The 18,340-nt window shown below is 47.7% G+C and carries 20 protein-coding genes; 15 read left to right on the forward strand and 5 right to left on the reverse strand.

From position 1 onward, the window contains the following. Positions 1–53: 53 nt before the first annotated feature. The 6 genes from ABJ081_02000 to modC all read left to right on the forward strand — a co-directional run bounded on the left by ABJ081_02000 (position 54) and on the right by modC (position 5,436). Complete coding sequence (locus tag ABJ081_02000; protein ID MEP6355438.1) at positions 54–1,295, forward strand: glutamate-5-semialdehyde dehydrogenase; 1,242 nt, start codon at positions 54–56, stop codon at positions 1,293–1,295. 7 nt (positions 1,296–1,302) lie between these two features. Continuing rightward, positions 1,303–1,938, forward strand: a complete 636-nt coding sequence (locus ABJ081_02005) for a nicotinate-nucleotide adenylyltransferase (GenBank protein MEP6355439.1) — start codon at positions 1,303–1,305, stop codon at positions 1,936–1,938. A gap of 12 nt (positions 1,939–1,950) precedes the next feature. Next, entirely contained in the window at positions 1,951–2,736 is a 786-nt protein-coding gene (locus ABJ081_02010; protein MEP6355440.1) for a crotonase/enoyl-CoA hydratase family protein, read from the forward strand. Positions 2,737–2,818: 82 nt separating this feature from the next. Beyond that, the gene (gene modA, locus ABJ081_02015) at positions 2,819–3,643 is read left to right on the forward strand and encodes a molybdate ABC transporter substrate-binding protein (protein ID MEP6355441.1); all 825 of its coding nucleotides are present in this window, start codon (positions 2,819–2,821) and stop codon (positions 3,641–3,643) included. A gap of 4 nt (positions 3,644–3,647) precedes the next feature. Next, complete coding sequence (gene modB / locus ABJ081_02020) at positions 3,648–4,367, forward strand: molybdate ABC transporter permease subunit (GenBank protein ID MEP6355442.1); 720 nt, start codon at positions 3,648–3,650, stop codon at positions 4,365–4,367. Further along, on the forward strand, positions 4,360–5,436 hold the full coding sequence (modC, locus tag ABJ081_02025; protein ID MEP6355443.1) for a molybdenum ABC transporter ATP-binding protein: 1,077 nt from the start codon (positions 4,360–4,362) through the stop codon (positions 5,434–5,436). Before modB ends, modC begins: the two co-directional genes overlap by 8 nt. A gap of 27 nt (positions 5,437–5,463) precedes the next feature. On the opposite strand, the gene ABJ081_02030 is transcribed toward modC, so the two are convergent. After that, on the reverse strand, positions 5,464–6,645 hold the full coding sequence (locus tag ABJ081_02030) for a pyridoxal phosphate-dependent aminotransferase (GenBank protein MEP6355444.1): 1,182 nt from the start codon (positions 6,643–6,645) through the stop codon (positions 5,464–5,466). A gap of 175 nt (positions 6,646–6,820) precedes the next feature. On the opposite strand from ABJ081_02030, the gene ABJ081_02035 reads away from it, so the two are divergent. After that, positions 6,821–7,660 carry a polyhydroxybutyrate depolymerase gene (locus tag ABJ081_02035; protein MEP6355445.1) on the forward strand — a complete coding sequence of 280 codons (840 nt, stop codon included), beginning with the start codon at positions 6,821–6,823 and terminating at the stop codon, positions 7,658–7,660. A 36-nt stretch (positions 7,661–7,696) separates the two neighbouring features. After that, on the forward strand, positions 7,697–8,473 hold the full coding sequence (locus tag ABJ081_02040) for an SDR family oxidoreductase (protein MEP6355446.1): 777 nt from the start codon (positions 7,697–7,699) through the stop codon (positions 8,471–8,473). Here the strand turns inward: ABJ081_02040 and ABJ081_02045 are convergent. Continuing rightward, positions 8,470–8,709: a peptidoglycan-binding domain-containing protein gene (locus tag ABJ081_02045; protein MEP6355447.1), complete on the reverse strand. Its 240-nt coding sequence runs from the start codon at positions 8,707–8,709 to the stop codon at positions 8,470–8,472. The two genes, ABJ081_02040 and ABJ081_02045, sit on opposite strands and share 4 nt — an antisense overlap. A gap of 111 nt (positions 8,710–8,820) precedes the next feature. Here ABJ081_02045 and ABJ081_02050 point away from each other — a divergent pair, with 111 nt between their 5' ends. The 7 genes from ABJ081_02050 to ABJ081_02080 all read left to right on the forward strand — a co-directional run bounded on the left by ABJ081_02050 (position 8,821) and on the right by ABJ081_02080 (position 15,345). Further along, complete coding sequence (locus tag ABJ081_02050) at positions 8,821–9,630, forward strand: creatininase family protein (GenBank protein ID MEP6355448.1); 810 nt, start codon at positions 8,821–8,823, stop codon at positions 9,628–9,630. Between the two features lie 2 nt (positions 9,631–9,632). Next, on the forward strand, positions 9,633–10,814 hold the full coding sequence (locus ABJ081_02055) for an amidase (protein MEP6355449.1): 1,182 nt from the start codon (positions 9,633–9,635) through the stop codon (positions 10,812–10,814). A gap of 129 nt (positions 10,815–10,943) precedes the next feature. Beyond that, positions 10,944–11,615, forward strand: a complete 672-nt coding sequence (locus ABJ081_02060) for a DUF1007 family protein (GenBank protein ID MEP6355450.1) — start codon at positions 10,944–10,946, stop codon at positions 11,613–11,615. Between the two features lie 9 nt (positions 11,616–11,624). Beyond that, positions 11,625–12,677 carry a nickel/cobalt transporter gene (locus ABJ081_02065; GenBank protein MEP6355451.1) on the forward strand — a complete coding sequence of 351 codons (1,053 nt, stop codon included), beginning with the start codon at positions 11,625–11,627 and terminating at the stop codon, positions 12,675–12,677. Positions 12,678–12,745: 68 nt separating this feature from the next. After that, complete coding sequence (gene hemH / locus ABJ081_02070) at positions 12,746–13,810, forward strand: ferrochelatase (GenBank protein ID MEP6355452.1); 1,065 nt, start codon at positions 12,746–12,748, stop codon at positions 13,808–13,810. Positions 13,811–13,899: 89 nt separating this feature from the next. Then, positions 13,900–14,877, forward strand: a complete 978-nt coding sequence (locus ABJ081_02075) for an SPFH domain-containing protein (GenBank protein MEP6355453.1) — start codon at positions 13,900–13,902, stop codon at positions 14,875–14,877. 18 nt (positions 14,878–14,895) lie between these two features. Continuing rightward, the gene (locus tag ABJ081_02080; protein MEP6355454.1) at positions 14,896–15,345 is read left to right on the forward strand and encodes an NfeD family protein; all 450 of its coding nucleotides are present in this window, start codon (positions 14,896–14,898) and stop codon (positions 15,343–15,345) included. Positions 15,346–15,363: 18 nt separating this feature from the next. Here ABJ081_02080 and ABJ081_02085 read toward each other — a convergent pair whose 3' ends face one another. The 3 genes from ABJ081_02085 to ABJ081_02095 form a co-directional block, all read right to left on the reverse strand. Beyond that, positions 15,364–16,224, reverse strand: a complete 861-nt coding sequence (locus ABJ081_02085; protein ID MEP6355455.1) for a flagellar motor protein MotB — start codon at positions 16,222–16,224, stop codon at positions 15,364–15,366. Between the two features lie 34 nt (positions 16,225–16,258). Then, entirely contained in the window at positions 16,259–17,032 is a 774-nt protein-coding gene (locus tag ABJ081_02090; protein ID MEP6355456.1) for a MotA/TolQ/ExbB proton channel family protein, read from the reverse strand. A 194-nt stretch (positions 17,033–17,226) separates the two neighbouring features. Beyond that, entirely contained in the window at positions 17,227–18,264 is a 1,038-nt protein-coding gene (locus ABJ081_02095) for a KpsF/GutQ family sugar-phosphate isomerase (protein MEP6355457.1), read from the reverse strand. Between the last annotated feature and the right edge of the window lie 76 nt (positions 18,265–18,340).

Consider the following 18,340-nt stretch of genomic DNA (forward strand, 5'->3'; position numbering starts at 1 on the left):
TTGAAAAACCTTCGCTTGTGAAGAAATTGAATGTGGACGATGTTGCTGCAACCATGCGTGTGATTGGTCAAAAGGCAAAGGCGGCTGCGCGCATTTTGGCGAATGCATCGACGGTGAAAAAAAACGAAGCCTTAGGGGTCGCCGCTAATAGCCTGAGAGCGAATAGCGCGAAAATTTTAGAAGCCAATGCTTTGGATATGGCAGCGGGTAAAACCAAAGGGCTTGCTGCATCCTTTCTTGATCGATTAGAGCTTGACCATGAGCGGATTGAAGCGATTGCCAAAGGACTTGAGGCTATTGTGGCTCTTGATGATCCGGTTGGCAGTGTGATCGCAAGCTGGGAACGTCCAAATGGGCTTCAAATTGACCGTGTCCGCACGCCTTTGGGTGTGATCGGCGTAATTTTTGAAAGCCGTCCAAACGTAACAGCGGATGCTGGGGCGCTTTGTTTGAAAGCGGGTAATGCGGTTATTTTAAGGGGTGGGTCGGATAGTTATCATTCGTCGAACGCTATTCATGCCTGCCTTGCTGACGGGCTTTATGCTGTGGGTCTGCCAGAAGAAGCTATCCAGATTGTGCCAACAACAGACCGTGCCGCTGTTGGGGCCATGTTGAACGGGCTTGATGGCTCGATTGATGTGATTGTGCCGCGTGGTGGACGCAGCCTTGTAGAGCGCGTTCAAAGTGAGGCACGTGTGCCGGTCTTTGCTCACCTCGAGGGGCTTTGCCATGTTTATGTTGATAAAGATGCGGACCTTCAAATGGCGATTGATGTGGTGGCCAATTCGAAAATGCGCCGCACGGGTATTTGTGGTGCTTTGGAGACGCTGCTGATTGATAAAGCGGTTGCTGACACTTACGTCGAACCAATATGCAAGGCGTTGGCTGATCGGGGCTGTGAAATTCGCGCAGATGATACCGCGCGATCATTGGTGGCAGGCGCAAGTGAAGTTAGTGAAGAAGATTGGCGCACAGAATATCTTGATGCTATTTTATCGGTGCGTGTTGTCGATGGGATTGACGGGGCTTTGCAGCATATTGGCGATTATTCTTCCAGCCATACGGATGCTGTGATTACAGAAAATCCGGCGGTGGTTGAGCGTTTCTTTAATGAAGTGGATTCAGCGATCTTACTGCATAATGCCTCAACGCAATTTGCGGATGGTGGCGAATTTGGTATGGGCGCGGAGATCGGCATTGCGACCGGCAAAATGCATGCGCGTGGGCCGGTTGGTGTAGAGCAGCTGACAAGCTTTAATTATCGTGTGCGTGGCTCCGGCCAGACGCGGACTTAAATACGCGATGGCTGCCACTCCGATTTTATCTTCTACCGCTTATGATGATGCGCTGAAAATTCCTCATGTTGAACCGGGTATGTCGGTTGGGCTGTTTGGTGGCTCTTTTAATCCGCCGCACGATGGCCACCGCCATGTGGCATTGTCTGCTTTGCAAAGACTTCAACTTGACCGCTTGTGGTGGCTGGTTTCACCTGGCAATCCATTGAAACAAAATGATGGGTTGCCCCCACTCAATCAACGCTTGGCGCAGTCGCGTGATTTGATCTCGCATCCGCGTGTTGATGTGACGGGATGCGAAGCGACATTGGAGACGAAATATTCAGCTGATCTGGTTTGTCATTTGGTCAAGCGATTTCCAGCTGTCCGGTTTATATGGATTATGGGCGCGGATAATTTGACGAATTTTCACCGCTGGGAACGTTGGGAAGATATCGTTGCATGTGTTCCCATCTGCGTGATTGATCGCCCGGGTGATACACTTGCGACCCGCTCTTCACGGGCTGCGAAGAAGTTTGGCTATGCTCGTATTGATGAAAGTGATGCCAAGCTTTTAAAAAACTATAAGGCACCCGCATGGACTTTCATTCATGCGCCTAAAATGGCGCTGTCTTCTACTGTGCTACGGCAACAGCAGGCTTAAATTTGAAGAGGGATGATGACGTATAAAACGATCAAGCTTGAAGAAGATGGACGCGGTATATCAACCTTAACCTTGGCGCGGGCTGAAAAGCACAATGCGTTGAATGTAGAGATGATGGACGAATTGACAGCTGCCGCCCGTGAGATTGCTAATAGCCAAACCATCAGGGCGGTGATATTGGCCGCTGAAGGGCGTAGCTTTTGTGCGGGTGGTGATCTTAACTGGATGCGTGCGCAGGCTGATAAGTCAGAAGCTGAGCGTGTCAGCGAGGGAATGAGACTCGCCACCATGCTTCAGGCACTTGATGATTTGCCAAAACCATTAATTGGTAAAATACATGGTAATGCCTTTGGTGGTGGCGTCGGCATGATGTGCGTTTGCGATATTGTTTTAGCGGCCGATCATGCGAAATTCGGTTTGACCGAAACAAAACTTGGTCTTATCCCCGCAACCATCGGGCCATTTGTCTCGCGCCGGTTGGGTGAAGGTGCCTCACGGCGCCTTTTCATGAACTCTAAAGTTTTTGGATGTGATATTGGGCTTCAAGTTGGCCTTGTTTCTGAAGTGTTTGCGGCCGAAGCACTTGATGCGGGCGCGATGTTAGAGGCGGAGGCTTTTTTGCAATGCGCGCCCGGTGCGGTTGCCGATGCTAAGGCATTTGCCAAATATCTTGCTCGAACACCTGTTGATCCGACTGACTATACGGCTGCTCGCCTTTCTGAACGCTGGGCAAATGAGGAAAGCGCTGAAGGTATTTCCGCATTTTTTGAAAAGCGCAAACCAAAATGGATTTCATAGGCTTGAGCATGCCGCGTTATTGAATAAATGATCATGCTGATGATAAAGTGACTGTTAATTTTCAGTCGTTGAGGATAGATCAATGCCTCCCGTTCTCACCAAGGATTATTTTTTGATTTTACTTCGTCTATTTCTTGTTCTCATTCTCCCTCTCTTGCCTGTTACGCAATCGATACGGGCTGATGACAAGCCTATTTTAGTTTTTGCGGCGATTAGTATGAAGAATGCGCTTGAGCCAATTGCCGCTGGCTATGAGAAAAAAACAGGGCAAAAAATCACGTTTTCCTTTGCAGGAACATCGACACTCGCAAGGCAGATTGCTGCTGGTGCACCGGCTGATCTGTTTATTTCAGCTGATATTGATTGGGTTGGCTGGTTGCAGGTTCAAAATCTTACTTTGCCGGAAACACAACGCACGATTGCTTTGAATCGATTGGCGCTTGCAGCCCCCGTCGACAGCAATTTTTCCAGTGAACAGGATATAGCTGAAATATTGAATGAATGGCGCAAAGGTGGGGTGGGGCGTATTGCTGTTGCTGACCCGGAGCACGTACCAGCAGGGCGTTATGCTCGCTCAGCCCTGATGGCGCTTGAGAGCGAGATCGGTCCATATGTGGCATTAGAAAAGCGATTTGCAATCGCGGGAAATGTTCGCATTGCATCTCTTTTGGTTGCCCGCAAAGAGGTCTCATTGGGTGTTGTCTATAATTCAGATACTGTGATTGAGCCGCGTATTAAGCTCGTTGGTCTTTTTCCTCCCGATAGTCACGCAGATATTGTATACCCTGCCGTTAGAACCGTAGAGGGACGCCCTGAAGCGGACTCGTTTGTTACATATTTAGGTAGTGCAATGGCTCATAAGTATTTTAAAGATGCAGGGTTCTCGCTGCCTACCAGAGGGTTGTGATCAGTTGGACGGTTTTTTCCAGTTTTTCAAATTGTCAGATGTTGAATGGACCGCGGTTATTCTTTCTTTGAAGGTGGCTTGTGCTGCTGTTGCTGTTGCTTTGCCATTAGCACTTCTTGTTGCTTTTATTTTGGCGCGGTATCGTTTTCCGGGCCATACGGTTTTGAATATTCTGGTTTTATTGCCGCTGGTGGTGCCACCGGTTGTCACGGGTTATTTGCTTTTGATCGCTTTTGGTAGCAATGGCGTTATAGGGCGGTTTTTGGAAGAGCAATTTGATTTTTCCTTCGCTTTTCAGTGGACAGGTGCAGCGCTTGCGGCAGGGGTCATGGCCTTTCCCTTGATGGTGCGCCCTATTCGTCAAGCGATAGAGGCGATTGAGTTGAATTGGGAGAAAACCGCGCGCAGCCTTGGGGCTGGGCGGCTGACTATTTTCGTCACTATCATTTTGCCACTCGCGTTACCCGGCATTTTTGCGGCAGTCATTTTAGGGTTCGCTAAAGCTTTGGGTGAGTTTGGTGCGACCATCACATTTGTTTCCAATATTCCAGGCGAGACGCGCACACTGCCGCTGGCGATTTATTCGTTCTTGCAGTCACCGGGTGATGAGCTACAACTTTGGCGATTGACTGTTTTAAGTATTGTGCTTGCGATCATTGCTGTTGTGTTTTCAGAGGTGATGGCACGAAGGGCCAAACGCTTCTCGGGAGCACACCATGATTGATGTTGATATCGCAGGTAAACGCGGTGATTTTGATTATGCCGTGCGTTTTAAATCATCAGAAAATGTGACGGCACTTTTTGGTGCTTCTGGAGTTGGAAAAACCACCGTAATCGATGCTTTGTCGGGTGATATGCAGCCAGATAATGGGCGCATTGATATAAGCGATACGCCTTTTTATGACAGTGTTACGCGTAAAAATATGTCAGTACGTAAACGGCGAGTTGGTCATGTTTTTCAAGATGGACGATTGTTCCCGCATATGTCAGTTAAGCGTAATCTTACCTATGCGCGATGGGCTGGATGGCGCAGCCGTAAATCGGCATCATTTGATGATGTTGTGGCTCTGCTCGGGTTAGGTGACTTATTGACGCGCATGCCGGGAACACTTTCTGGCGGCGAAAAACAAAGAGTGGCAATCGGTCGAGCCCTCTTATCTGACCCCCGCGTTTTGTTGATGGATGAGCCGCTTTCAGGGCTTGATTATCAGCGAAAGAGCGAAATCATGCCCTATCTCGAACGCCTTGCTCATGAGAGCGGTGTGCCGATTATCTATGTCAGTCACGATCTTGACGAAGTGGTGCGATTGGCTGGTCATTTGGTTTTGATGGATGGCGGGCGTGTGGTCAGCGAAGGCCCAATTATAGATGTATTGCCTCGGATCCATGGTCAGTTTGATTTTGCCCGTCATGCGCCTAATTCGCTCCTCAAGGCCTATTTTGGCGGGGTTGATGATACCTATTCAATGACATGGCTTACGATAGGCCAGCAAAAGCTAATCGTGCCAGAGAAACTGGAGCCGAGGGTAGACGCCTTTAGAATACGCATTGATGCGAGTGATGTCGCGCTTTCGACCAGTGAACCCGCGGATACAAGTTTTCAAAACATTCTACATGGCCGTATTCTTGGCATCCAACATTATGGTGGCAATTATTCTGATGTGTCGATCAGCATAGATGGTCAGGCACTGATGTCCCGCGTGACACGCAAAGCCTGCGATGAGCTTGGTCTGGAAGTTGAAAAACAAGTGTTTGTGTTGGTTAAGTCTGTGGCTGTCGACGGCGTTATATAAAGCGCATGTGGCTCGTTATTTATGCCGTTATTTATGCTGTGCCAAAAAATCACCCACACGGTCTATAGCGCGCTCAATATTTTCAGCAGAATTTGCATAAGAGACGCGAATATAACCTTCACCATAAATGCCAAAGTCAGGCCCGCCTATAAGGGCAACACCTGCATCTTCTAATAAAGTAGAGGCAAGTTTCTTTGATTTCCAACCAGTTTCTTTGATGTTAGGGAAGGCATAAAAAGCGCCCTTGGGTGTGACACAAGATACCTGTGGTAGGGCGTTTAATTTTTCGGTGACAAGTTTACGACGTGCATCAAAGGCGACCATCATCTCCCTCACTGCATCTTGTGGGCCGGTGAGGGCGGCAAGACCGGCATGTTGTGCTGGTGCGTTCACGCATGACCAGCAATTGACGGCAAGCTTGCGCATTTTGTCATAAAGCTCGTCCGGCCAGACTGAATATCCCATACGCCAACCTGTCATGGCGTAGGTTTTTGACCAACCGTTTAGCAGGATCAATCGGTCTTGTATTTCGGGATAGGTGAGAAGCGATACATGTTCCTCGCCATCATAGGTCATCTGGTCATAGATTTCATCAGATAGGATGGCGACATTCGGGAATTTCTCAAGGCCTGCGACAAGTTTATCAATCTCGGCTTTCGGTGTAACACCACCGCAAGGATTGGCAGGAGAATTGATGACAATGAGGCGTGTTTTATCTGTGATGAGAGATAAAGTTTCGTCAGCTGAGAAAGCAAATCCGTTTTCTTCGCGGATAGGGATGGCGACAGGATTAGCGCCTGTATATTCAATCATCGAGCGGTAGATGGGAAAGCCTGGGTCGGGGTAGAGAATATCTGCCCCTGGTTCGCCGAACATCAAGATGGCGGCAAACATTGTCACCTTACCGCCTGGTACGACGATCACATTGTCAGGGTTTACAGCCACGTTATATCGAGTATTCAAATCATTGGCTACGGCCTCGCGTAGAGGTAAAATACCGTTTGCAGGTGTATAGCCATGGTGCCCATCTTTGAGGGCTTTAATGGCGGCTTCTACGATGTGGTCTGGTGTTGGAAAGTCAGGCTGCCCAATGCCCAGATTGATAATGTCTTTGCCTTGCTGGCTAAGCTCGGTTGCTCGAGCAAGAACGGCAAAAGCATTTTCTTCTCCGATGCGGTCAAAGCCTTTATATGTCTTGAGCAGTGTCATCCCTTGTCCGCCTCATTTTAAGTCTTGGTTCTAGGTGATGTTTTTTCTATCCGTTTGAGGAATTTACGCAAGGCTCTTTCGTTTTTATTATGGTGTTCGCAAAAGTCTGATTTGTCTTGATAAATTTTTGAGGCTAATTTCTAGATATTAATTCGAGACTCTAGAAGGTCAGCGTATGAAACGTTTATTCTCAATAAAAATGATGGGCCTTGTTGCGGTAATAGCCATGGTGCTTTTTGCCGTTGGCTTGATGCCCAGTTATAAAAGTCTTGCCCGAGCAGAAGCTGCATGTGGGGGGGCGGTTTCTTGTGTTGTGGGCAATCGTTCTTATCTGGCTGTTTTGCCCGATGGCTGGAACGGACGTGATGAATTGGCCGTTTTGATTCATTTTCATGGCTGGGGACGCACCGGAAAAAATGTGATCAACAACGGTAAAATCTCTGATGCCACGCGCGAAACGAATGTTCTTTTACTTGCTCCTGACGGACTTGGAAAATCATGGAGCTTTTGGCGTTCACCCTCTCAAGATGTACCCTTTGTCGAGGCAATGATCGATGATGCGGCAAAACGCTTTGCGATTGACCGCAAGCGAATTTATGTGTCCGGCTTTTCATATGGAGCGGCAATGGCGTGGCGGCTTGCCTGTGAGCGGGGAGCTGATTATGCCGCTTTTTTGTCGATTGCTGGTACATTGTGGAACTTTGAAGAACTCCAAGAGTGCGCATCGCCTATAACCATACGTCATGTGCATGGGTTGAGAGATACGGTGATGGATTTGCCTCGCGGTGAGGGCGGTGATCCGCTTTACGCAGTTAACCCTTGGCTTCAACTCAATGGCTGCAAAGAGACGCCGGATCAATCGGCACGGTTTGGTATTTTTGACCAAAGCGTTTGGGAGAGTTGTGCTAGTGGCCATGATGTTGAGCTGGAAATTCATGAATCTGGGCATATTATCCCCAAAGGGTGGATGAAACGGCAGCTTGAAAAATTGCAGCAAGAGAACGCCTCTTCATAGCTGGCCCTGACCCTAAGAGTTTGGGATAATCGGAGAATGCAAATGAAAACTGCCCTTATTACTGGTGCTGCTCGCGGCATTGGACTTGCCACCACACAGTTGATGCTTGGCAAGGGCTGGCGGGTGATCATGGTTGATATCGATGGTGACGAACTGGCTGTGGCGGCAGAAGGTTTTCCTGATGTTGTGCCTGTGAAAGCTGATATTTCTGACCCAGATCAGGTGGTGGCTCTCGCGCAGCGGATTGAAACAGAATTTGGCGAGATTCATACGCTGGTCAATAATGCGGGTGTTGCTGATTTTGGCCCTATTCGCGAGACCACATATGATCGCTGGCGGCGCGTTATGGCGACGAATTTGGATGGGCCTTTTTTGATGGTTCAAGCTTTCACAGAATTGCTAGCCAAAGGATCGGCATCAAAGGTTGTTTCTGGTGGTTCTGCTATCGTCAATATTTCTTCTATTTCTGGTCTTCGAGCGAGTACGTTACGCGTTGCTTATGGCACGTCAAAAGCTGCAATTATTCAGCTTACATTACAGCAAGCCGCGGAGTTGGGTGAATTTGGTATTCGCGTCAATGCTGTAGCGCCAGGGCCAGTGAATACCAAGCTTGCGCTTGGCGTTCACACGCCGCAGATACGGGCGGCTTATCACGATGCAATCCCCCTCAACCGTTATGGTAATGAGGTGGAAATTGCTCAAGCTATTGTGTTCTTATGTTCCGATGAAGCTAGCTATATAAGTGGACAAATATTGGCAGCAGATGGGGGGTTTCAGGCCGTTGGTATTGGTCTGCCTGCGCTGCGTGATTAACCGCTATCTTGGAATTGAGTCCATGTTTTTACGCCAACCATACCGTCACTGTGCAGTCGCTGGCCCGTTTGATATATTTTAACGGCAAGTTCAGTTGCTGGCCCAAAGTTGCCATCGGTCACGATGCACAGGTCTTCGCGGTTTAACTTTGTCTGCAAATGTTCAACAGCCACACCACGGTCGCCCCGTTTCAGTAGGGTTTGAGAGAATGCTATTGTAGGGTTAGAAAATGTCATTAAAGGCTGCTGTCATTTTTCAAGATTTACCCATAATGTGGCCTGATGTGAGATGCGTTTAACAAATTAAAATTTATCCCCGCGCATTGATGATAAATGAAGGTGAGAGGCATGAAGCGCCCTAAAGCTTATTGGCAGGATATGACAACGGTGGATTTTTCATCAGCCGACACGACGTCGTGGATTGCCGTTTTGCCTGTTGCTGCAATTGAGCAACACGGACCGCATCTGCCGATTTCGACAGATCGTGTGATTGGGGAAGGTCTGTTACAAGCGGCATTCGATGTGATGCCCGCCGATATTCCAGTGACGTGTCTTCCCATACAAGCTGTGGGGAAATCGAATGAACATATTTCATCACCTGGCACGCTGACATACGGTTGGCACACCATCATTCAGTCATGGATTGAAATTGGCGAGAGCGTACATCGAGCAGGCCTGCGAAAGCTGATTATTATCAATTCGCACGGCGGCAATGCAGCCTTGATTGATATTGTCGCGCAAGAATTGCGGGTGCGCTTTGATATGTTGGTGGTGGCAACAAGCTGGATGCGGTTTGGTATGCCGGATGATTTGTTCTCTCAACAAGAACTCTCATATGGCATTCATGGCGGGGATGTTGAAACATCTTTGATGCTGCATTTTGACCCAGATTTAGTTGCGATGGAAAAGGCGCAGGATTTTCGCTCAACGCAGCTCGATTTTATGGATGATTTTAAAGTGTTGCGTGCGCATGGGCCGGTTTCTTTTGGCTGGAAAGCACAAGATTTAAATCCGCATGGCGTGACGGGAAATGCAAGCCTAGCCACGGCTGAAAAAGGCAAGATACTTGCAGCTTTTCAGTCAAAGGCTTTTGTTGATTTATGCCATGATGTACATGGCTTTGACTTGGCGCGGCTTTGGGCGCTAGATAGGAAATAATTGTGAGTGATAATGCAAATGCTTTTATGAAGCATTCGTTTGTTGATGTACCTCATGCGGCTGACGCTCTCCTTTCAGGGCTGACGCTTGGGGTGAAAGATATTTATGATGTTGCCGGTTATAAAACTGGTTGCGGTTCTCCTGAGAAATTGGCTGAGGCTGAGATTGCAACCACGACAGCCTCAGGCGTGCAAAAGTTACTTGATGCGGGAGCGCGATTTATTGGCAAGACGACTACGGAAGAACTGGCCTTTAGTCTCAATGGAGACAACATACACTATCCACAACCTATCAATGGGGCGGCTGCTGATCGCCTGACTGGCGGTTCGTCCAGCGGGTCTGTCGCTGCGGTGTCGCATGGGTTGGTGGATATTGCGACTGGCTCAGATACTGGTGGTTCAGTGCGGTTGCCTGCCAGTTATTGCGGGCTTATTGGCTTGCGCACTACGCATGGTCGTATTGCGCTCGATCATACAATGCCGCTTTCGGAAAGTTTTGACACCTTTGGATGGTTTGCCCGTACGAGTGAAATCTACGCAAAAGTGTCTGATGTTATTTTGGGCGGCGATGACATTACCTATCAACCAAAACGGATTTTGGTTGCCGAAGACTGCTTGGCTCTCCTGATGGGTATTGATGAGGCACGCGCGCTTGATGGAGCGATTAATCACGTGACAGATTTTGCGAGTGATGAAGACGTGTCGCTTGCAAACGAAGATATAGAAAGCTGGTATTGGGCTTTTCGTCGTGCACAGGCTTATGAGGCATGGCAGGCGCATGGCGCATGGATTGAATCGCGCCAGCCAAAGCTTGGGCAGGGCGTTAAAGAGCGCTTTGATTATGGGCGTGGTGTGAGCGATGAGGAAAACGCCGATGCGCTGTTGCTTCGTGCACAAATAACACGCCATGTGGAAGAATTGATTTCAGATGATGGTTTGCTTGTGCTGCCTACGGTTCCAAGTATTGCGCCCCAAAAGGGAGATGATTATCCAACATTGGATGCATTTCGTAACCGTGCTTTGATGCTGCTTTGTACATCGGGGTTGACTGGTTTGCCGCAGCTCACGCTGCCAATGGCGACGATGAATGGGGCGCCCTTGGGTCTCAGTATTATCGGGCCGCGTGGGAGTGATCGACAACTAGTAGATACCGGATTACAGCTTCTCGCCACTTTTAAGCGATAACGATGGATGGGGAGGACCAATGCTAGCTCTTATTCAGGTCTTGGTTTTGCCAGAATTAGGCGTATATTCATGATTCATAATTTTACTAGGTTGTGACCTACAAAGCTAGCTGATTGAAGCGATTACCATATGATACGATTTATACTCTGGCTTGGTTTTCTATTAAGTGGCGTTTCACTGGCTTTTGCGCACCCACATGTATGGCTTCAGGCAAAGGCTGATCTTATTTTTGATGACGACAATAATTTTGTTGCTGTGCGTCATACTTGGGAATTTGATGAAGGCTTTTCAGCCTTTGCAACTCAAGGGCTAGATGAAAATGGTGACGGGAAGTTTTCGCGTGAAGAGCTCGCCGAACTCGCATCGATTAATGTCGATTCACTCAAAGATTTTGAGTATTTCACATTTGTTCAAATAGGTGAAAAAGATCCGCCCTATGAAGCGCCAACCGATCAATGGCTGGAATATAACGACGGCCTTTTAACTTTGCGCTATACATTGAATATGGAAAAACCCGTTGCGCCTGACCCTGTTAAAGGGTTTCAGGAATTAACGGTGGAAGTTTTTGATGCGACCTTTTTTGTTGATGTGGCTTTTGTCGAGAAGAATGCTGTTAGTACTGCTAGCCTTGGTGGAGGTGAAACGGCCTGTACTGCAAGTCTGGAGCGCCGCAAAGAACTGGATATTATTCAAAGTCAGCTTTTATCTGAAATTCCTGCAACTGAAACAGTACCAGAAGAATTAGCGCCCGAGGTGGGTGATTTGTCGAACACCATTCGCATTACCTGCCCTTCTTCTTAAGGTTATATAATGATGATTTCACGGATTTTACTTCTCATTTTCTTGATGTTCTTTTTTTTGAATATTGGTGATGGAGTCCTAGAGGCCCAGCAAAATTCTCCTTTTGGTGTTTCAGCACCTCAAGCGCCAGCGCCGGTTGGGGGAGATTTTTTGCGTGATAAATTAAGCTGGATTTATCAGCAGCAAGCGGTGTTTTACAAAAAGCTCACTGGTATTGTGAAGCAAGCGAAAGACGATGGTAGTGCTGTATGGGGGCTGATTGGGTTGAGCTTTCTTTATGGTATTTTTCATGCCGCAGGCCCGGGCCACGGTAAGGTGGTGATCTCCTCTTATGTGCTGGCGAATGAGCAAACGGTGCGACGTGGAATGACTATTTCGTTTTTGTCGGCTTTTCTGCAAGGGAGTGTTGCTGTCGCCCTTATTGGCTCGGCGGTGTTCTTTTTTAATCTTACTAGTTTTGCTGTTACAGAAGCGACACAGTGGTTTGAACGGGCAAGCTATGCATTGATTGCAGCGCTTGGACTTTTTCTTTTATGGCAAAAAGGCGTGCGACCTTATTTGAAGCGTGCGCCGGTATTGGTGCATGAAGTAGGATGCGCTCATGAACAGTCCCATACACATAGTCACCACCACGATCACAGTCACAGTCACAGTCACAGTCACAGCCACAAGCATAGCCATAGCCATGAAGCCGATTGTGGATGCAGTGGCCATGCTCCTGATCCATCAAATTTGACTCAACCTCTCACGCTTCGTTCCGCTTGGGCTGCTATTTTATCTGTGGGTTTGAGGCCTTGTTCTGGTGCGCTGATAGTGTTGGTTTTTTCTGCGGCCCAAGGATTATTTTTAGTGGGTGTTGTTTCAACATTTGCCATGGCGCTTGGAACTGCAATCACAGTGAGTACGCTTGCGACAATTGCGATTGGCGCTAAGGGGCTGGCAACCGCCTATTTGGATGGTACTGGCAGCGCCCGATGGATTTTCAAGAGCATCGAGTTGTTAGGTGCAAGCTTTGTGTTCTTACTTGGTATAACCTTGCTTTCTGCGTCTTTTTACGGATAGGGCTGGTGTCAGCTTATAAAAGCTCTAAATAGAAGGGATAATTTCTATTTTAAGCTGAATGTGATGCCATGAAACGCCCTGCTATTGTAACTCAATTTTCACCTGACAATTTACCGCAAGATCACCCAAAAGTGCTTTTCGGCAAAACCGGGGTTTTGCTTGTTAATTTAGGGACGCCGGATGCAACCGATTATTGGTCGATGCGCCGATATTTGAAAGAATTTCTGTCAGATCGCCGAGTTATTGAGACGCCGCGCCTTTTATGGTGGGTGATCTTGAATGGTATTGTGCTGACAACGCGTCCCAAAAAATCGGGAGCGGCTTATGATTTGATCTGGAATAAAGAGCTGGACGAATCACCATTACGCACAATAACGCGCAGTCAAAACGAGAAACTTTTGGAACGGATGCAATCCGATTATCCAGATCTCGTCTTTGATTGGGCGATGCGTTATGGCAATCCTTCTATCCATTCCAGGCTTGACCATTTGAAAGAACAAGGCTGCGAGCGCATCGTCATCCTGCCGCTTTATCCTCAATATGCAGCTGCAACGACAGCAACGGTGAATGATAAGGTTTTTGAATATTTGATGAAGCAACGCTGGCAACCAGCCGTGCGCACTGCTGCTCCTTATGCGGATCACCCCGCCTATATCAAGGCGTTATGCGAAAGCATGAAAGCGGAAATCGCAAAGCTTGATTTTGAGCCAGAATTGGTGCTCGCTTCCTTCCATGGGGTGCCGCAAAGCTATCTTGCCAAGGGTGATCCTTATCATTGTCAGTGTCATAAAACCGCACGGCTGATGCGAGAATATCTCGGGTGGGGGGAGAATGGCGATAAGCTCAAAATAACATTCCAGTCACGCTTTGGGCCAGAAGAATGGTTGCAGCCTTATACGGATAAAACGGTTGAACAACTTGCAAAAGATGGCGTGAAGCGTCTCGCCGTTGTAACGCCTGGGTTTTCTGCTGATTGTGTGGAAACACTGGAAGAGATTGCTGGGGAAGCGGGAGAGATTTTTGAAGAAAACGGTGGTGAACACTTCGCCGCGATTGCATGTTTGAATGACAGCGAGCATGGTATGGATGTGATCGAAATGCTTGCAAAGCGCGAGCTGGCGGGCTGGGTCTAAGATGGCTCGAGTAGGGGATTATTGTTTATCGCCTTGTGTTATGTGTGCACAATCCCAACTCGCATTATGAATACTATAAGGGGTTTAAAATGAATTTATTTCTAGGCGCATTTGATATAGCTGCCATTATTTTTGTTGTTTTGCTGTTGGTTGTTGTTCTTTCCGCAGTGAAGGTTATTCCACAAGGCATGAATTATACTGTTGAACGGTTTGGTCGTTATACGAACACTCTTAGACCTGGTTTGAATCTTATCGTTCCGTTTGTCGATAAAATTGGTGCGAAACTCAATATGATGGAGCAGGTACTTGATGTGCCAAGCCAGGAAGCTATCACGCGTGATAATGCGACAGTGACGGCGGATGGTGTGACGTTTTATCAAGTGATCGATGCCGCAGCTGCGGCCTATGAAGTCACCAATCTGCAATATGCTATTTTAAACCTCACCATGACAAACCTGAGAACAGTAATGGGATCTATGGACCTCGATTCATTGTTGTCTAATCGTGATGAAATTAATGCGCGTTTGTTGACCGTTGTCGATCGGGCGGCACAACCGTGGGGCGTGAAGATTACCCGTATCGAGATCAAGGATATTAATCCACCACGTGACCTGGTTGAAGCAATGGGACGCCAGATGAAGGCAGAGCGCGAAAAGCGGGCCTCTATTCTTGAAGCAGAAGGATTGCGTCAATCTGAAATTTTGAAAGCCGAAGGTGAGAAAGCCAGTCTTATTCTTGCGGCAGAAGGTCGCAAAGAAGCCGCTTTCCGAGACTCTGAAGCACGTGAAAGGGAAGCCGAAGCCGAAGCAAAAGCAACCGAATCTGTATCTGCTGCGATTGCTAAAGGCGATGTTCAGGCAATTAATTACTTTGTCGCAAACAAATATGTTGGTGCCCTTGAAGCGTTGGCCGGTGCGCCAAACCAAAAGGTGTTGATGTTGCCGGTTGAAGCCACATCGTTGCTTGGATCTATTTCGGGTATCAGTGAAATTGCTAAAGCTGCGTTTAGTGATGATAATCCATCACAAAAAAACTCAAAACGGCCTTCGGTACCCACGACACGATAATCTTAAAAGGGTGATTCTATGCTTTTGAAAATTATTACTGAGCTTGGGCCTTGGAGTTGGTGGATCTTAGGTTTTTCGCTTCTCATTCTTGAGATTATAGCACCGGGCGTGTTTTTCTTATGGGTGGGTCTTGCAGCACTCGTTCTTGGTACTGCAGCACTTCTTGTTCCATTGACATGGCAGGCCCAAATCATCGGCTTTGCTATACTGGCTTTGCTTTTTGCGGTGCTTGGTCGGCGGATTAATAATCGCTTTGGTAAGACAGATGAAAGCGCGACCCTTAATCAGCGTGGAAAACAACATATTGGACGAACTTATATGCTGCAAGATGATCTGGAAAACGGGCAAGGACGAATCAAAGCTGGTGACACATTCTGGCTTGTGCGCGGACCTGATGGATTGTCCGCTGGTACTAGCGTCAAGGTGATTGAGTCCGAAGGAACAATGCTTATCGTGGAAGCTGTTTGATGCGTTATCGTTGACGTATCACAGTTTATGGCCAGCTGGTGTTGGGGGTGCTTCGTGCATCAGCAATATCTCAATCCGGCGGTTAGATGCCAAAAACGGATCATTCGGGAATAAAGGTTCTGTTGACCCTTTGCCAACAACTGCAAAAATACGGTCACTGCCAAGACCTGCGCCGGTCAAGATTGCCCTAATGCCATTTGCGCGATCAGCGGATAGTTCCCAACCTGTATAGTTCGGATTGGCAGTTATGGCACCTGCGGTTGTATGGCCTGTAATGCTGAGGCGATTTGGCATCTGGCGCAATATTGGCGCGGCAGCTTCCAGCAGTTTGCGGGTTGTTTCATATGGACGTTTTGAGCCTTCGGGAAACATTGAACGACCATCTTGATCGACAAAAGAAATATTCAATCCTTCTGGTGTTTCTTCAATGATGATGCTTTTGGAAAGTTCGGCAATTTCTGGAAGCTCTTGCCATGCTTGACGCAGAGAGGCGGCGGCTGTTGCAAACTGTTTTGGTCGAGAGATTTCTGCGCGCTCAAATGTGTGTGTGTTGGCCTCGGGACCTTGCTTTCGAGAATCATCCTGACGGATGGGATCAAAATCGGCATCTTGTTCATTATCTATAAGGGCAATCTGTTTAAGCCAGTCGCGCGTTGGTTTGCCTTCCACTTCGATCACGCCATTTTTGCGCTGTTCTTCGACAACACCAAAAGCCTCTTGCAATGAGCCTGCAACTACCTGAAGTTTTTCTTTGTCTTGAATGGAAAATGAAACGATCAAAACAAAAAAGCATACCAGCAATGACATCAAGTCAGCGAAAGTCACCATCCAGGCCGGCGCACCTGCTACTGGTTCTGGGCATTTGCATTTTTCTGCCATATCAAAGGCTCCTTTCGCGTCGCCGCTCTAGCAATTAAGCTAGTGCTTCTTCTGCGAATTGTGCGCGTTGTTTCTCTGGAAGATAAGCGACGAGCATTTCTTTTATGACGGCTGGGCTTTTGTTAGCCCGCAGTTGAAGAACGCCATCGATTATAAGCGCGGACTTTTGCTCATCCACTTTAAATTTCGATCCCATTTTGTCTGCCATAGGCAAGCAAATCAGATTTGAGAGCACCGCACCATACATGGTTGTCAAAAGCGCGATCGCCATTGAAGGACCAATTGTGGCTGGGTCATCCATTGTCGCCAACATCTGAACCAGGCCAACGAGTGTACCGATCATGCCGAATGCGGGTGCAGCATCGCCAAGTGCTGTGAAGACACGCTTTCCTTCTTCAAGTCGCTGTAGACCAAGGTCAGCTTCGCGTTCCATATTTTCTTTAATGAAGTCGGCCTCATATCCATCGGTTATAAATTGCACACCTTTGGCCATTGTTTCTTCCGCAATCTCATAATTTTCAAGGCCAAGTGGACCATCTTTACGAATGATTTCTGACATTTCGGTCAATTGTTCGATGATGCCAGCTGGTGAGGATTTTTTGTGAGTGAAGGCTATTTTCCCACCAAGGGCGAAAGCGCCTAAGATACCTGAAAGAGGGAAGCGGATCAGCGTTGCGGCTAAGCCGCCGCCAACCACAATAAGAACTGAGGGAACATCAACAAATGTCGATAATTCACCGCCAACGAAGATCGCAGCAACAATAATGCCAAAACCCGCTACAATTCCTATTAGAGTTGCTAAATCCATAATCCCACCGCCAAAACCGTGTCTAAATATTCGTCTGACTTATCAAAAAGCCTTTTCCCATTGAGAGACAGAATACGGTTCGATGAATAATATATCGCTAAAGAACAAAGTTAATAAATTGAGAATGCCAGATGCTAAAAGGCATCAAGAAGCGGGAAATTCTTCATTGCCATTCAAACTTAATCCTCTCAGGCTTAAGCAACACCTAGGCGCAGCAGATCGTGGATATGTAAAAGGCCGAGTGGCTTATTATTGTCGACCACAAATATAGCATTGATGCCGCCAGAACCTGATGAATTCATTAAATCAAGTGCACCACTTGCTAGTCTGCTGGGGTCGATGATGATGGGATTTGTTGTCATCACATCGCTAACCTTTTTTTCAAGCAAGTCATGCTTCATATGTCGTCGCAAGTCGCCATCTGTGATGACGCCTATGAGGCACCCTTCTTTATCGCAAATGCCGAGACAGCCAAATCCTTTCTCGCTCATAATGATTATAGCATCGCTCATCATCGTTTTTTCATCGGTGAGCGGAAGAGCGTCACCTTGATGCATAATGTCGCCTACGGTCTTGAGCTTGGCGCCTAGTTGCCCACCAGGATGGAATATACCAAAATCATTGGCGGAAAAGGAGCGTGCTTCCAAAAGCGCGACTGCCAAGGCATCGCCTATCGCTAGTTGCATGATTGTTGAGGTCGTTGGGGCTAAATTATTGGGGCAGGCTTCGACGGCCGCTGGGAGTGTCAGGCAGGCATTCGCATGTAGGCCCAGTGAGCTATGTGATTTTGAAGTGATAGCAATCATCGGGATGCCAAATCGGCTGGAATAATCAATAATTGAATGAAGCTCTGATGATTCCCCTGACCAAGACAGAGCGATGATGACATCACCCTTTATGATCATACCTAGGTCACCATGGCCGGCTTCTGCCGCATGGAGGAAAAAAGAGGGTGATCCGGTTGAGGCAAGTGTTGCTGCAATTTTAGAGCCGATGTGTCCACTTTTGCCAACACCCGTTACAATAATGCGGCCGGTTGCTTGATGCATTAGTTGCATGGCTTTAGGGAATTCTATACCAAGTTCACCTTCAAAAGCTTCAGCAAGAAGAGATATGCCTGCCTGCTCACTCATCAATGTGCGCCGCGCGGAAGCATTGAGTTGACGTAAATAGCTAGCTGGCATTGGATCTTTTGCCGTAACTGATGAAGCCATTTTGACTAATTCAGGCATATAATATTCCTTCAAACAATAATTATACCTTTTAGCGCGCCTAGAAGGGTGCTGACAACGTTTTGTTTACCATGAG

It is taken from the genome of Hyphomicrobiales bacterium (assembly GCA_039989895.1).
In the GTDB taxonomy this organism is placed as follows: Bacteria; Pseudomonadota; Alphaproteobacteria; order Rhizobiales; family JACESI01; genus JACESI01.